We start from the raw sequence: 18,299 nt of genomic DNA on the forward strand, positions 1-18,299 counted from the left end.
TCTCAGCGAAGAAATCAGTTTATCCCCGAAATTCGATTTGATATGGATTCCAGTCTAGTTATTAGTCAGCTGACCGAGTTTTATAACAGCAACCAGTTTGCTAAAATATATACCTTGCTTGCTCCTGAATTCCGCCAGTATTTTTCTGAAAAATCAGTAATCAGCTTTTATAAAAATGAGATAAAGAGAGCTCTTGGAGAAATTATTTCCTGGGAACAGATTGATACCAATCAGGGAATCATTGAATATCTGGTGAATTTCAAGGATGGAGAACTATCCTTAAAAACAGGTATCACTCCAGATAACCTGATCAATTATCTGGAGTGGGCGCCGTTTCATAAAGAAGAGGTTATTTTAAACCCCAGAGACCCGCTTACCATATTGTCAGATAACCCGGGACAAACAGAGCTGCATCATTTCATCGCTCAGCTGGCTATCGAATATCTGAAAGACCCGGATAGCCGTGGACTCAGCATAGCTGTTATTAACGGAACCCGGACTGAAACATTCTTTTATGGTGAGACCCAGGGTGGAAATCTGAGCCTGTCCGATAGCCGGTCTCTCTATGAAATAGGATCTATTTCCAAAACATTTACTGCTGTGATGCTTTCTCATGCAGTTAATGAAGGGAAAATCAAATTAAAAGATGATATCAGAAAATACTTACCTGGTGAATATCCGGATTTGCATTTTGAAAATACACCAATAAAAATTATTGATCTCTGCAATCATACTTCCGGTTTACCCGGGCTGCCGGAAGATTTTGAAGATTACCCAGGCTATGATGAAGATAATCCGTACCGGAATTATACCAGGGAAATGATCTTTACCTATCTCAGAAATTTTGAAACCGATGAACTTCCGGGTTTAAGAGCTGAATATTCAAATCTTGGATTTGCACTGCTGGGGATCATCCTGGAGAATGTTTATCAGCTACCGCTGGAAACGCTGATCCGGAAAATTATTACTGCACCACTTAAGATGCAGGATACGACCTATGATGTTCCGGAAAAGAAAAAGATCCTTCTCACTATGGGCTACAATCAGGAAGAAAGCAAAGATGCCGGTTATTGGGATATGGGGGCATTTAAATCTGCCGGTGGCTTAAAATCGAACATCAATGACATGATTCTTTATCTCCGGGCCAATATGCAGGACTATAATCAGGATTTTTCTTTGTCACATCAGGAAACTGATCTCCAACCCGGTTTTGGACGGGGACTTGCCTGGATTGTACAGTTTCTCAACGAAGATGTAGTTATCTGGCACAATGGTGGAACTGCAGGTTTCAGAAGTTTTTGCAGTTTTGTGAAAGAAAAACAAACCGGCATTATTGTATTAAGCAATTCCGGCAAAGATGTAGATGAGCTTGCCATGGAAATTCTGCTTCACATCATTAAGGACAAATAAGCTATTTACTTTGAATATAATGCGATCTTTATACGCTTATGGTATAGGATAGTGCCTAAGTTGTGTTTGTGGTTTGTGTTGAGAAGGGGTTGATAAGGCCATGGCCTTATCAACCCCTTCTCAACTCCGAAGCTAAATGGTAGTTTTACAGTCTTTTTGTCCAGCTTCGGAACCAGTTGAATACGCTTTAAAAGCTATTAAATGATTATTTACTCAGCAATCCTTCAAAAGTAACCGCGGCATAATATAAAGCTCCGATTGTCGGACCACCAGCATACTGTAAAAACGGTCTGTTTAGAATATTTGTTCCGCCAACCTTTACAAAAGCACTGGCCTTTGGTATTTTCAAAGTAACCTGCGCATCAAAAGTGCTGATTGCTGCTACTCTGCCGGTAACCAGCGGACTTTCCCATAAAAAGGAGTTCTGCCATTTATAAACTACGCTAAAACCCAGATTTTTCACGATTTCCCTGTTTCCTATAGTCAGATTTGTTGACCATTCGGGTGTATTGAATCCGGTAACGAAAATATCATCCTGTGCATTGGATTTTATCTTATTATAACTTACGTTTCCTGCTACCGTATATTTCTTATAAAAATTATAAGTTATACCCAAAGCAGAACCGTAGTTTCTATACTTATTCTTAGCATTGGTATAAACTCTGTAACGATCCTGCCCGGCATCGCGGTTAGCATCCAGCATATTCAAAACAGCAGCATCAGAACCAACAATCGCACCTTTGGGTACATCAACCTGTACCTGTCCCAGGAATCCTGTATAAGTATTGGTATAGGCATCAATATCTACAAAAAGTTTATTTTCTAACAACACACTTTTATAGCCGATCTCCAGAGAGTTGATCTTTTCAGGACTTCCTTTTGCCAAATCAGCTTTAACCAGGATATCGCGGTTAGCTAAAGCTGCAGTATTTCTGTCTGCACCAGCTGCAACAGCAGCATTTACTGCTGCATTGAATAATACTCCGGATGCCCTGGTATAACTGTTATCCAGATAACCCAGGCCTTCATTGATATAAGATAAACTTCCAACCCTTTTTACACGGCCGTTATTGACATAAGAAAGGGCTTCAAATAATCCAGGAAAACGATATCCCTGCTGATAGGTAATTCTGAAATTATTGTGGCTGTCAGGAGAGTAAACTGCTGCAATTCTAGGCGTAAATTTAGGGTCAAACTCGGGATTATAATCATAACGGATAGAGGCAAACAGCTTCAGTTTTTCTTCAAAAAATGTTTTGGTGACCTGTGTAAATGCACCTATCTTTTTATAGTGAATATCTTTTCCAAAACTTCCGTCCGGTAATTCTTTTCCACGATCTGCAATCGGTCTGCTAAAATCAACAAAGCTGTTTCCATCCGGAATTATACTGTAGACCCTGGCATCCCCGCCAATCAGTAATCCAAAATATTTAGCCTGCTTAGAAAGGTCCCATTGCCCCTCTACATGATATAAACGACTTTTTTGGATTAACGCTGCCCCACCGGTAGTAGTCGCATCCGGAATGGTTGAGGATTTGATATCCCAGTTATTAATTCCAATAATCGTATTTTTCAATGTTTCAAAAGCCTGTGTCCCAGGCTCTACACGACCGGCATCTGCCTGCTGACGGGCATAAGCTGTTGCTGCAGCCAGATTTGCATCATTCAGCGCGCCTCCGTTTGCTGCTGCATAGGCATTTAATGCGTTTTTATATTTTCCACCCCAGACTGTTCCACTTCCGCCGCTTGCCAGATCAAGATTATCTGCCAGAGGTTTCACATTATAAGAGTCTCCTGAATTTTCAAGTGACATATAAGCACGAACCAGGAAATTACTCCCTTTGAGTTCTAATTTATGATTTTGTATGATGACGTTATCGAGCTGGATTTTATTACCACGCTGAAATACTCCCCCCATTTTTCCAATGCGGTAATCATAGGATAACTCTGCAAAGTTTCCAATACGATAATTTAGACCGATATCAAATTTCAGGTTATCTACTTTAGGTTTTACCAGATCTTTTTCCCAATAACCCGTTCTGGCTACGTTAAGGGTCTGATTCGCTTTACCATTAATATTTAGCCCACTCACTGAAACCGTATTACTCCCTGCAAGGACGTCGTCACCATATTTGTTCCATCCGTCAAATGCGACATTATTCTCCCCATTTAATGATGGGAAGGATGGATTTGCACTTTTCAGGTTATTCGGATTCTGATCTGTACGGGTGTCTGATAACCAGTCGGTTCCCCTTAAGTAACTCAGGTTAACTTTAAAAGCAAACCTATTGTTAAATGCTTTGGCATAACGGACAGCAGTTTCAGTCAGTCCACTTGCGTCCCTGCCTGTTCCACCGAGATGATTCAGTCCTCCTTTTTGATAAAAACTTAATCCCTGATAAAGAAAAGGACTCTTGGTAATTAAGTTAGACATTCCGTTAATCGCATTCATCCCATAAAGCGCAGAAGCTGCGCCAGGAGTAATTTCAATACTGGCAATATCCAGTTCTGTTGGTCCGATCGCATTTCCAAGAGGTACACCCAGGGTAGCCGCCTGCATATCGATACCGTCTACCAATTGCATGAATCTATAATTACTGGGAATATTAAAACCTCTGGTATTAGGGATTTTGAAAGTTAAACTTGCGGTAGTCATCTGTACCCCTTTAACATTTTCCAGTGCATCATAAAAACTTGGTGCCGGAGAATCCCGGATAGCCCTGATATCCAGTTTTTCTATTGCAACTGGCGATTTAAGAATATTTTCAGGTACACGTGAGGCAGTAATGACCACCTCATTCCCGAGAAGGGTTTGAGTAACCAGAGCTATATTGAGCTGTAACCCGGATTCTTTAACATCAAATTCCTGTGTCTGAAATCCTATACTGGTAAAGACCAGTTTAAATGGGAATTTAAGTTTGGAACGTAGTTTGAATTTTCCATTCTGATCAGTTGTGGTTCCTGCAACTGTTCCTTTGATAGAAACACTTACGCCGGGCAACGGGGTTTTTAGCTCCTGGTCATTCACTGTTCCGCTGACTTCGATCAGCTGACTTTCCTGTGCATGCAGCTGCTGAAATTGAATACTTAAAAATAAAAAAATTAATGCATAAAAATGCTTCTGGTAAAATAGTTTCATGTTTTTGTTTTGTGGTTGTCTGATTACTGCTGATTAATTGTGGTTCTCTAAAAACTGGATAAACAACAACCATAACAGACCTCATTAACAAGGACAAGCGTTCTTTCGGGCTGTAAAGAAGAGAGTGTTAGTTCAATAAATAACATAATGTCTATAGATTTAGTATACAAAACTAAATAATGACACCCGCATTACGAAATTTATTTTAGAATACCCTTGGACAGATAGAAGATTTCGGTGCTTTTCCGAAAGCTATACCGACGGTAATTTCATGGGTTCCGGATTGATATCCGTTGAGTTTAGAGATGGCGTAATCATAGGAATAGCCTATTCTGAAGCGTTCATTGACATAAAACTGGGCAATACCGATCAATGCTGCCTGGCTGGTTACATCAGTATTCTGATATTCTTTTTTAAATGCTTTGATACTGGTACGATAGCCTCCGCCAAGCCAGATTTTATCATTAAATATAGCCATGATATTAAAATCTGCATTGGTTGGTCCTTTAAAATCTTCTCTGATCATCATACTTGGTCTGATTCTCAGATCGGTTGAAACGTTAACCAGAGAGCCTGCCACAAAATAAAGATGCCTGGTGCGGGTGATATTATCGGCAATGCCTGCGCTTCTTCTGTAATCCTCTACCGATTTACTGTTATTTAACAGGTTTAGTGCAGAAACACCAATGTACCAGTATGGCGTGGTATAGAAAACACCGGCACGGAAGTCTGGTGAGATTTTACTGGAACCGCCGGTTGGTATGGTACCGTCTCCTCCGTCTACTGAGGTCAATGCATTTCCATTTAAGCCATATTGGGCTGCTCCTACTCCTAAACCAAAACTCAGCCTGCGGGTATCTGCTCCATCAAGCTGGATACGGAAAGCATAATTTAGTGTAACTGAACTGGAAGACTGCGGACCTAGTTTATCTGAGGTAATCTGAACGCCGACACCGTGTTTGGTGGTTTGAGGATCGAGAATACCATCAATAGAGATCTGACCGGTTTTAGGTGCTCCCTGTATACCCACCCACTGATTACGCAGTGCCAGCTGGGCAAACCATTCTTCTTTATATCCGGCATAGGCAGGATTCACACTCAGGGTATTAAATATATACTGAGAAAACTGAATATTTTGCTGCGCAACTGCCTGACCGGTAAATAAACCGATTGAGCTTAGGAGCATAAATATTTTACATAGTCTTTTCATTATTAATCTATCTTTTTATAAGTACCCAACCATTTTTAGAGGTTTTGCTACCTGCTTTTTTCAATGTGATGATATAGTAATAGGTTCCTTCGGTTAACCCCGATCCATCCCACTCATCCAGGTAATTGTTATTCCTGTAAACCTCATTCCCCCATCTGTTGAAAACCATTAATTCAATACCGTCAAAACTTTCTCTTCCAATAATTTTGAACGTATCATTTTTACCATCTCCGTTTGGCGTAATGGTATTTGGAATGAACAGAGGTATCGGAATGACTGTAATATTTACCTGCGCCCTGTTACTTCTGTTAGGGGTCACCGCTTTATTATCATAGATGTAGTAAGTAAAATCATCTGGTCCTGAATAGCCTTTATTTGGCGTATAGGTTACTGTCCCATCTGTATGTACTACGATCTGTCCGTTTGAAGGGTAACTAAAGATTTCTATGCTGGCTTTGTTCAGGCCGTTTAATGAAGCCAGATCATTACCTGCAACATTGATAGTCACAAACTCATTGATCTGAACATCTGCTTTATCATTAATCGCCTGTGGTGCATCTACAATAATATGAACGGTTGGATCATCGTTATTTGCCTGTGTACCTGAAATATCAGATACAGGATCACCTGATGGTGTATTTGCAGTAACAGTTGCCGTATTAATTACTCTTCCATCTCTTTTTTCTTCGTCAGTAACTTTATAGGTAGCGGTAACTGTAACTGAAGCTCCTGCAGCAATCTCATTTACACCCAGTTCTATTTTTCCACCAATTCTGGTATCCATTAATTTCAGATTGTAGAGCTTTACTCTTCCTGTATTGGTTATTTTGAAGGTATAAACTATGGTAGAAAAATCATTGCTCATCACTCCTGTTTTAACCAGGACAATCGTGCCTTTGGTTACAATATCTACAGTTGCTGTAGCAGATAGTGGAGCCGGAGCTTCTGCTGTGCTTACAGTTGCTGTATTGATGATTTTACCGGATCTGATATCAGGTTTTCCATTGTTGTCAATATCTTCCTGAGTAACCCGGTAAGTTCCGGTATATACCCATGATTCATTAGCTTCAAGAATTCCATTTCCATTGTCTCCGTAAGCTGGTCCTCTCAATATTCCTCCCAGAAATGGATCTTTCACTTGTACATTAGTATGATTTGCACTGGCCGTATTTTTTACGGTAATGGTATACTGTATCTGATCTCCGGGCACAGAAACCAGGCTTACATTAGCCGTTTTCGTTATGTTTAGTCCGCTGCAAACCGGTACATTAACTGTTACGGTAAAGCTATTCCCTGGACAGCCACCGGTAATTGAAGTTGGGGTAACAGTATAAATGACTTGCTGTACGGTATGGCTGGTATTAATTAATGTGGCATTAATTTTATTTCCGGAGCCATTACGAAGACCTTTAACGCTGGTATTCTGGGCAACCGTCCAGGTAAATGTTGCAGGTACTGCGTTTCCGCCACTGGTGGTTTGGCTAACATTGTCCTGCAGATCGTATTGAATACTGTTGTTTGTACAGGTCAGGCTGCTGATCACGTCATTAAAACCTATCGGAGATGGATTAACGGTTATTGTTCCATTAAGCTGCGGGGTCTGGCACAGCCCGGTGGTATGGACAGTATAGTTAAATACTCCGGAGATTAAAGGAGTTCCGGTGATTGTAAGCTGATCCCCTGCGTAAGTCCATGATAATCCTGATGGCAGACCGGTGACGGTTGCTCCTGTTGCATTTGTAGTCTGATAGGTAATGGCTTGCAGACTGTTACTGTTTATACATAAAGTCTGATTTGCATTTGCTGATATCAGCTGCAGTGTGGTATTTGGATTGACTTTAATCAGACCGCTAAGTGTAGCTGATGCGCATCCTCCGGTAGTAGTAATCGTATAAGGAAATACCCCTGCAAGTGACGGACTTCCTGTAATGGTAAATTCTTTGGTAGCCCGATCATAATTTCCGGTCAGGCCAGCTGGTAAAACTGAAGTAAATGCTCCTGTTGCATTTGTAATTTTATAAACTATCTGATTAACCGGGGTATTTATACATACTACTGGTTGATTGCTTCCTGCAGGAGAAACCAGGTTTATTTCTGCATTTGGATAGACATCAATTTGTCCATGCACCTGTTTAGTATCACAATCTCCTGTTACGGTTACAGTATAGTTAAATGTTCCTGATTGTGATGGCGTTCCGCTAATAGTCAGTAAGCCATCGGCGTAATTTTGAGTCAGACCCAGTGGAAGATTAGTAACTACTGCCGATCCGTTACTTACCGTATATACAGCATTTGAAATTGGAGTATTGATACAGGCTGATTGATTGTTACTGCCTGTGGTTAATATGATCTCAACATTTGGTTTGACTTTGATGGTACCGGCAATATCTGCTGGCTTACAATCCCCGGTAGCAGTAACTTTATAAGAGATCAGACCGCCTGTTTTTGGCGTACCGCTGATGGTAAATTTGCCGGTGACTGCATTGTATGATTGGGTTAGTTCTGTTGGTAAACCTGTGGCTGTTGCATTCCGGCCATTGGTTATCTGGTACTCAATATTAACTATTGACCGGTTTACACATAACTCCTGCTGATCAGTTTTTATGGCCGAAGTTAAGGAGATTGTTACGTCTGGTTTTACGATGAAATCTCCTTCGGCTGTTACTGGCAGACAATCACCAGTGGCAGTGATTTTATAATGTAATGCACCAGATATTGTTGGTGTACCGCTGATGGTAATTTTGCCACTTTCTCTTTTCCAGATTATCCCTGCAGGAAGATTGTCTACAGTAGCATTAGTTTCACCAGTAACGGTATAAACGATAGGTTCAATTGCACTGTTGATACAGATCACCTGGTCTTTGACACCCGATAAAAGGGTGAGTTTTACATCTGGTTTGACTTTGATTGTTCCACTCAGATCCGCTGATTTACAATCTCCGGTTCCTGTTATGGTATAGTTTATCAGACCAGCTGTTTTTGGTGTACCACTAATGGTGAACTTGCCGGTAGCCGGGTTGTACGATTGCGTTAATTCTACGGGTAAACCTACTGCCGTTGCATTTTTACCATTGGTAATCAGGTACTCAATATTTACGATCGGTTGATTTACGCAAAGCACCTGTGCATCGGTATTAACAGCCGAGGTCAAGGCTATCGTTACATCCGGCTTCACTTTGATTGTTCCACTCAGATCCGCTGATTTACAATCGCCCGTTCCTGTTACAGTATAACTAATCAGACCGGCTGTTTTTGGCGTACCACTAATGGTGAACTTACTGGTAGCCGGGTCGTATGATTGCGTTAGTTCTGCTGGCAAACCTACTGCTGTTGCATTCTTACCATTAGTAACCTGATATTCAATATTTACGATCGGTTGATTTACACAAAGTACCTGCGCATCGGTATTAACAGCCGAGGTTAAGGCTATCGTTACATCCGGCTTTACTTTGATTGTTCCACTCAGATCCGCTGATTTACAATCTCCCGTTCCTGTTACGGTATAACTAATCAGACCTGCTGTTTTTGGCGTACCGCTGATCGTAAACTTGCCGGTAGCCGGGGCATAAGACTGGGTTAGTTCTACAGGTAAACCTACAGCTGTTGCATTTTTACCATTGGTAATCAGGTATTCAATATTTACGATCGGTTGATTTACACAAAGTACCTGTGCATCGGTATTAACGGCTGAGCTCAAGGCTATCGTTACATCTTGCTTCACTTTGATTGTTCCACTCAGATCCGCCGATTTACAATCTCCGGTTCCTGTTACAGTATAACTAATCAGACCGGCTGTTTTTGGTGTACCACTGATCGTAAACTTACCGGTAGCCGCATCATAAGACTGGGTTAGTTCTACAGGTAAACCTACAGCCGTTGCATTTTTACCATTGGTAATCAGGTACTCAATATTTACGATCGGTTGATTTACACAAAGCACCTGTGCATCGGTATTAACAGCCGAGGTTAAGGCTATCGTTACATCTGGTTTCACTTTGATTGTTCCGCTCAGATCCGCTGATTTACAATCTCCGGTTCCCGTTACAGTATAACTAATCAGACCGGCTGTTTTTGGTGTACCACTAATGGTGAACTTGCCGGTAGCCGGGTCATAAGACTGGGTTAGTTCTACAGGTAAACCTACAGCTGTTGCATTTTTACCATTGGTAATCAGGTATTCAATATTTACGATCGGTTGATTTACACAAAGCACCTGTGCATCGGTATTAACAGCCGAGGTTAAGGCTATCGTTACATCTGGTTTCACTTTGATTGTTCCGCTCAGATCCGCTGATTTACAATCTCCGGTTCCCGTTACAGTATAACTAATCAGACCGGCTGTTTTTGGTGTACCACTAATGGTGAACTTGCCGGTAGCCGGGTCATAAGACTGGGTTAGTTCTACAGGTAAACCTACAGCTGTTGCATTTTTACCATTGGTAATCAGGTATTCAATATTTACGATCGGTTGATTTACACAAAGCACCTGTGCATCGGTATTAACAGCTGAACTCAGTGCTATCGTTACATCCGGCTTCACTTTGATTGTTCCACTCAGATCCGCTGATTTACAATCTCCGGTTCCCGTTACAGTATAACTAATCAGACCAGCTGTTTTTGGTGTACCACTAATGGTGAACTTACCGGTAGCCGCATCATAAGACTGGGTTAGTTCTACAGGTAAACCTACAGCTGTTGCATTTTTACCATTGGTAATCAGGTATTCAATATTTACGATCGGTTGATTTACACAAAGCATCTGCGCATTAGTATTAACAGCTGAACTCAGTGCTATCGTTACATCCGGCTTCACTTTGATTGTTCCACTCAGATCCGCTGATTTACAATCGCCTGTTCCTGTTACAGTATAACTAATCAGACCAGCTGTTTTTGGTGTACCACTGATCGTAAACTTGCCGGTAGCCGGGTCATAAGACTGGGTTAGTTCTACAGGTAAACCTACAGCTGTTGCATTTTTACCATTGGTAATCAGGTATTCAATATTTACGATCGGTTGATTTACACAAAGCACCTGTGCATCGGTATTAACAGCCGAGCTCAAGGCTATCGTTACATCTGGTTTCACTTTGATTGTTCCACTCAGATCCGCCGATTTACAATCTCCGGTTCCTGTTACAGTATAACTAATCAGACCGGCTGTTTTTGGCGTACCACTGACCGTAAACTTACCGGTAGCCGGGTCGTATGATTGCGTTAGTTCTACAGGCAAACCTACTGCCGTTGCATTTTTACCATTGGTAATCAGGTATTCAATATTTACGATCGGTTGATTTACACAAAGTACCTGTGCATCGGTATTAACAGCCGAGCTCAAGGCTATCGTTACATCTTGCTTCACTTTGATTGTTCCACTCAGATCCGCCGATTTACAATCTCCCGTTCCTGTTACAGTATAACTAATCAGACCAGCTGTTTTTGGCGTACCACTGATCGTAAACTTACCGGTAGCCGCATCATAAGACTGGGTTAGTTCTACAGGTAAGCCTACTGCTGTTGCATTCTTACCATTAGTAATCAGGTATTCAATATTTACGATCGGTTGATTTACACAAAGTACCTGCGCATCGGTATTAACAGCCGAGCTCAAAGCTATCGTTACATCCGGCTTCACTTTGATTGTTCCACTCAGATCCGCTGATTTACAATCTCCGGTTCCCGTTACGGTATAACTAATCAGACCAGCTGTTTTTGGTGTACCACTGATCGTGAACTTGCCGGTAGCCGGGTCATAAGACTGGGTTAGTTCTACAGGTAAGCCTACTGCTGTTGCATTCTTACCATTAGTAATCAGGTATTCAATATTTACGATCGGTTGATTTACACAAAGTACCTGCGCATCGGTATTAACGGCCGAGCTCAAGGCTATCGTTACATCCGGTTTGACTTTGATTGTTCCACTCAGATCCGCTGATTTACAATCGCCTGTTCCTGTTACAGTATAACTAATCAGACCGGCTGTTTTTGGCGTACCACTGATCGTAAACTTGCCGGTAGCCGGGTTGTACGATTGCGTTAATTCTATGGGTAAGCCTACTGCTGTTGCATTTTTACCATTGGTAATCAGGTATTCAATATTTACGATCGGTTGATTTACGCAAAGCACCTGCGCATCAGTATTAACAGCTGAGCTCAGTGCTATCGTTACATCCGGCTTCACTTTGATTGTTCCACTCAGATCCGCTGATTTACAATCTCCCGTTCCTGTTACAGTATAACTAATCAGACCGGCTGTTTTTGGTGTACCACTGATCGTAAACTTACCAGTAGCCGGGTTGTATGATTGCGTTAGTTCTACAGGTAAACCTACTGCCGTTGCATTTTTACCATTGGTAATCAGGTATTCAATATTTACGATCGGTTGATTTACACAAAGTACCTGCGCATCGGTATTAACGGCTGAGCTCAAGGCTATCGTTACATCTGGCTTCACTTTGATTGTTCCACTCAGATCCGCCGATTTACAATCTCCAGTTCCTGTTACAGTATAACTAATCAGACCTGCTGTTTTTGGTGTACCACTGATCGTAAACTTACCCGTTGCCGGGTCATAAAACTGGGTTAATTCTACGGGTAAACCTACAGCTGTTGCATTTTTACCATTGGTAATCAGGTACTCAATATTTACGATCGGTTGATTTACACAAAGTACCTGCGCATCGGTATTAACAGCTGAGCTCAGTGCTATCGTTACATCTGGTTTGACTTTGATTGTTCCGCTCAGATCCGATGATTTACAATCTCCGGTTCCTGTTACAGTATAACTAATCAGACCAGCTGTTTTTGGTGTACCACTGATCGTAAACTTGCCGGTAGCCGGGTCATAAGACTGGGTTAGTTCTACAGGTAAACCTACAGCTGTTGCATTTTTACCATTGGTAATCAGGTATTCAATATTTACGATCGGTTGATTTACACAAAGCACCTGTGCATCGGTATTAACAGCCGAGCTCAAGGCTATCGTTACATCTGGTTTCACTTTGATTGTTCCACTCAGATCCGCCGATTTACAATCTCCGGTTCCTGTTACAGTATAACTAATCAGACCGGCTGTTTTTGGCGTACCACTGATCGTAAACTTACCGGTAGCCGGGTCGTATGATTGCGTTAGTTCTACAGGCAAACCTACTGCCGTTGCATTTTTACCATTGGTAATCAGGTATTCAATATTTACGATCGGTTGATTTACACAAAGTACCTGTGCATCGGTATTAACAGCCGAGCTCAAGGCTATCGTTACATCTTGCTTCACTTTGATTGTTCCACTCAGATCCGCCGATTTACAATCTCCCGTTCCTGTTACAGTATAACTAATCAGGCCGGCTGTTTTTGGTGTACCACTGATCGTGAATTTACCGGTAGCCGGGTCATAAGACTGGGTTAGTTCTACAGGTAAACCTATTGCTGTTGCATTTTTACCATTGGTAATCAGGTATTCAATATTTACGATCGGTTGATTTACACAAAGCACCTGCGCATCGGTATTAACAGCCGAGGTCAGGGCTATCGTTACATCTGGCTTCACTTTGATTGTTCCGCTCAGATCCGCTGATTTACAATCTCCGGTTCCTGTTACAGTATAACTAATCAGACCAGCTGTTTTCGGTGTACCACTGATCGTGAATTTACCGGTAGCCGGGTCATAAGACTGGGTTAGTTCTACAGGTAAACCTACTGCTGTTGCATTTTTACCATTGGTAATCAGGTACTCAATATTTACGATCGGTTGATTTACACAAAGCACCTGCGCATCCGTGTTGACGGCTGAGCTCAAGGCTATCGTTACATCTGGTTTGACTTTGATTGTTCCACTCAGATCCGCTGATTTACAATCGCCTGTTCCTGTTACAGTATAACTAATCAGACCAGCTGTTTTTGGTGTACCACTGATCGTAAACTTGCCGGTAGCCGGGTCATAAGACTGGGTTAGTTCTACAGGTAAACCTATTGCTGTTGCATTTTTACCATTGGTAATCAGGTACTCAATATTTACGATCGGTTGATTTACACAAAGCACCTGCGCATCCGTGTTGACTACTGAGCTCAAGGCTATCGTTACATCTGGCTTCACTTTGATTGTTCCACTCAGATCCGCTGATTTACAATCTCCGGTTCCTGTTACAGTATAACTAATCAAACCAGCTGTTTTTGGCGTACCACTGATCGTGAATTTACCAGTAGCCGGGTTGTATGATTGCGTTAATTCTACGGGTAAACCTACTGCCGTTGCATTTTTACCATTGGTAATCAGGTATTCAATATTTACGATCGGTTGATTTACACAAAGTACCTGCGCATCGGTATTAACAGCTGAGCTCAAGGCTATCGTTACATCTGGTTTCACTTTGATTGTTCCACTCAGATCCGCCGATTTACAATCTCCCGTTCCCGTTACGGTATAACTAATCAGACCGGCTGTTTTTGGTGTACCACTGATCGTGAACTTGCCGGTAGCCGGGTCATAAGACTGGGTTAGTTCTACAGGTAAACCTATTGCTGTTGCATTCTTACCATTAGTAATCAGGTATTCAATATTTACGATCGGTTGATTTACACAAAGTACCTGCGCATCGGTATTAACAGCCGAGCTCAAAGCTATCGTTACATCCGGCTTCACTTTGATTGTTCCACTCAGATCCGCTGATTTACAATCTCCCGTTCCTGTTACAGTATAACTAATCAGACCAGCTGTTTTTGGTGTACCACTGATCGTGAATTTACCGGTAGCCGGGTCGTATGATTGCGTTAGTTCTACAGGTAAACCTACTGCTGTTGCATTTTTACCATTGGTAATCAGGTACTCAATATTTACGATCGGTTGATTTACACAAAGCACCTGCGCATCCGTGTTGACTACTGAGCTCAAAGCTATCGTTACATCCGGTTTGACTTTGATTGTTCCACTCAGATCCGCTGATTTACAATCTCCCGTTCCTGTTACAGTGTAACTAATCAGACCGGCTGTTTTTGGCGTACCACTGATCGTAAACTTGCCGGTAGCCGCATCATAAGACTGGGTTAGTTCTACAGGTAAACCTACAGCTGTTGCATTTTTACCATTGGTAATCAGGTACTCAATATTTACGATCGGTTGATTTACACAAAGCACCTGTGCATCGGTATTAACAGCCGAGGTTAAGGCTATCGTTACATCTGGTTTCACTTTGATTGTTCCGCTCAGATCCGCTGATTTACAATCTCCCGTTCCCGTTACAGTATAACTAATCAGACCTGCTGTTTTTGGTGTACCACTAATGGTGAACTTGCCGGTAGCCGGGTCATAAGACTGGGTTAGTTCTACAGGTAAACCTACAGCTGTTGCATTTTTACCATTGGTAATCAGGTATTCAATATTTACGATCGGTTGATTTACACAAAGCACCTGTGCATCGGTATTAACAGCCGAGGTTAAGGCTATCGTTACATCCGGCTTCACTTTGATTGTTCCACTCAGATCCGCCGATTTACAATCTCCAGTTCCTGTTACAGTATAACTAATCAGACCGGCTGTTTTTGGCGTACCACTGATCGTAAACTTACCCGTTGCCGGGTCATAAAACTGGGTTAATTCTGCTGGTAAACCTACAGCTGTTGCATTTTTACCATTGGTAATCAGGTACTCAATATTTACGATCGGTTGATTTACACAAAGTACCTGTGCATCCGTGTTGACGGCTGAGCTCAGTGCTATCGTTACATCCGGCTTCACTTTGATTGTTCCGCTCAGATCCGCTGATTTACAATCTCCGGTTCCTGTTACAGTATAACTAATCAAACCTGCTGTTTTTGGTGTTCCACTGATCGTGAATTTACCAGTAGCCGCATCATAAGACTGGGTTAGTTCTACAGGTAAACCTACTGCTGTTGCATTTTTACCATTGGTAACCTGATATTCAATATTTACGATCGGTTGATTTACGCAAAGCACCTGCGCATCCGTGTTTATAGCTGAGCTCAAGGCAACTGTAGTATTTGGCAAAATATTAATCTCTCCTGCACTGCTTGCCGTAGAACAACCACCCAGAGTAGTCACAGTAAACGGGAATTTACCAACAATAGCAGAAGTTCCGCTAATCGTTATTTGGTTTTTGTCAGCATCATACACACCAATCAGTCCCGGGTTCGGTTTATTAAAACTAACAGTAGCCATATCAGCATCTTTAACCTGATATACAATTGGCTTTATTGGCACATCAACACAGACACTCTGAACTGCAGTTCCGGAAACAGGAGTTACCCCTATTGAAGAATTGGGAGTTACAGTGATCACACTCTTGACCAGCTGTATATTACTGCAAGTAGAGTTAGAAACATTCACAATTTTATAAGTAAAAACTCCCGGCACATTAGTAGGATGATTTATTATAGCAGAGTTACCTGATCCTGCTGTAGTAATTGTCTGAATCGCACTGGTAACTGTTCCATCACTAAGCGTATAGGAAAAGGTATATGGCCCGGTTCCATTGAGTCCTTTGAAAGTAACCGGGACCACAGAACTCCCCTCACATACATTTTGAGAAAGTGGTGAAATTTCGGCTTTAGGCAGTTGATTAACCGTTAAAGTAATAACATCAGAAGTAACATTACATCCGCCCGGAGAAATGACATGCACTCTGTATTGACTCCCATTATAAGCAAATGGAACCATGCTAATATTAAGCGTATTTGTTTTTGCACCTAATGACCCGTCAGGATCTGGAAGATTAGCCCAGCCACTGCCAGAGTTGTAGGATTCCCACTGATAAGTGAGGTTGCTTCCAGTAGCAGTTACCGTAGTAGTAAAAGCAGAGTTTTCACAGATAGTACCACTTTTGGGTTGTGTGACAATGATTGGCGAACCGATATTAAAAGTAGCCGTTCCTATGGAAGATTTGGCGCCATAAACATCCATAAAAGTGAACGTAATTGATGCCGAGCTACCTGTAAACCCCGGAGCAGGTGTAAAAATAAGTTTCTTAGTATTAGCCAGGTCGAATTCAAAAGTTCCGGCAGATGTGGTTACTTTTTGCTCAATCGCCGGCGTGGAGGGATTAAGATCTACATTGTCCGGATTTGGCTCCCCCCCTGCATTTGGTTTAGTAGCGCCTGCCAGTATATCCAGAATGCCCTGATCCCCCTGACAAATATTCATTGACGGACTGGGCGCTTTAGGTTCGTCCAACACGCTTTTATCTACACTCAGAGACAAACCCCTGATTTCATGATAATTATTACTACCACCAGTCGAGGATGCAATTCCATATTTTAAGCCACCAGCCGGAACGGCTACCGGATATGGATAATCAACAATAATAGGTGTTACCACACCACCTTTCTGAATACTCACACTAATCGTCAGACCAGTACCTGGCTTAATAGGCTTTAGGCTGATAAAAACTTTCCGGTATTCGTTCTCTCCTGCCACAGCACCTCTTTTTCCGCCGGCAATAGCAAATGGCGAAGGCCTGGAAGTAATATATCCGTAATTATTTGTTGATGTCGAATAACCATCTCCCGCACCACGGATCACAACATAATCCGGAAACAAGGATGATGATGAACCAGACGGCGGTGTAAGCCCCCCGGATCTGTCTTCTAGAGCATTGGCAAAGTTCCCATATTCATCAAGACCAATTCCCAGATAACCTTTGGTTACACCAGGCAATTTAATTTTAACCCTATTTTCTGTATAACCTTTCTGCGAATAACCGAGTGAGCCCCCAAATGCCCCAATATTAAATGCCGGTACAGTTGCATCGAAAAGGAAAAAACAGATACCATCTGCACCAGTTCCGCCATAAGTATAATATTCAAACTCTATATTCAGACCATAGGTCCCCAGAAAAACATTATTTGAGTAAACATATCCCTTTTGATCACCATCAGTATTGGTTAATCTCAGGTACCCCTGACCAACCGGATCCAGTGCAGCACTACCGTTAGGTGCCTTACCAGCTGTTAAATATGCTTTGAGATCACCTCCGAATACAACATCTGGTTTATTTGTAGTTGCATTTCTAAATGTTTCATCATATGGAAACTGAGCATAGGAGAAAAATGGATTTAGTAATAATAAAAGAAAAAAGCCTATAGTAAGAAAAGGCAGGAAACCTTTTTTTGCCGAAATCCCCCTGCGACTCATAAGCTCTCCGGATGAGCGTATCAGCGAAGTAAACTTTGTTAAGAGTTTAAAACGGAGAGCTTTATTCATAGAATTGTTAGTGTAGATTTAGTACTATACTACCTGTTACCAATGCAAAAAAAACTTTCAAAATTTACCACTGACATTGAATAAGCCTTGAAAGTTAAAAACCGCAATTATCTCGGAATCAATATTTCACATTAGTTAATAATACAATTTACACTCACAAAATAGGGACAATTAATAGTATTATCCAAATTTTCACCCCTTAAAATTTTCTTTTAATAATTTCTGTGCCAAAAAAAATATTAAAAAACTTAATAAGCAGAATAAACACTCTTAAAAGTTGTCATCTCGTAAAACGTCTTAAATAAACCGTATTAATCACCAAATGAAGCCTA

4 protein-coding genes are annotated in these 18,299 nt (G+C 41.6%); 1 reads left to right on the forward strand and 3 read right to left on the reverse strand.

Annotated elements, in window-relative coordinates; translation table 11 throughout:
* The first annotated feature begins 42 nt into the window (after window positions 1-42).
* A complete protein-coding gene (locus tag PL_RS06140; RefSeq protein ID WP_041883544.1) occupies window positions 43-1,410 on the forward strand; it encodes a serine hydrolase domain-containing protein in 1,368 nt (455 codons plus the stop codon).
* Between the two features lie 205 nt (window positions 1,411-1,615).
* Here PL_RS06140 and PL_RS06145 read toward each other — a convergent pair whose 3' ends face one another.
* From PL_RS06145 to PL_RS06155, 3 genes are all read right to left on the reverse strand, one after another.
* Window positions 1,616-4,549, reverse strand: coding sequence for a TonB-dependent receptor (locus PL_RS06145; protein ID WP_041883543.1), 2,934 nt, complete (start codon window positions 4,547-4,549; stop codon window positions 1,616-1,618).
* 205 nt (window positions 4,550-4,754) lie between these two features.
* Complete coding sequence (locus PL_RS06150) at window positions 4,755-5,759, reverse strand: PorP/SprF family type IX secretion system membrane protein (RefSeq protein WP_041883542.1); 1,005 nt, start codon at window positions 5,757-5,759, stop codon at window positions 4,755-4,757.
* A gap of 7 nt (window positions 5,760-5,766) precedes the next feature.
* Window positions 5,767-17,967 (reverse strand): DUF7507 domain-containing protein, encoded by a 12,201-nt coding sequence (locus PL_RS06155; protein ID WP_348621231.1) that lies wholly within the window; start codon window positions 17,965-17,967, stop codon window positions 5,767-5,769.
* Between the last annotated feature and the right edge of the window lie 332 nt (window positions 17,968-18,299).

The sequence above is a fragment of the Pedobacter lusitanus genome, from assembly GCF_040026395.1.
GTDB lineage: Bacteria > Bacteroidota > Bacteroidia > Sphingobacteriales > Sphingobacteriaceae > Pedobacter > Pedobacter lusitanus.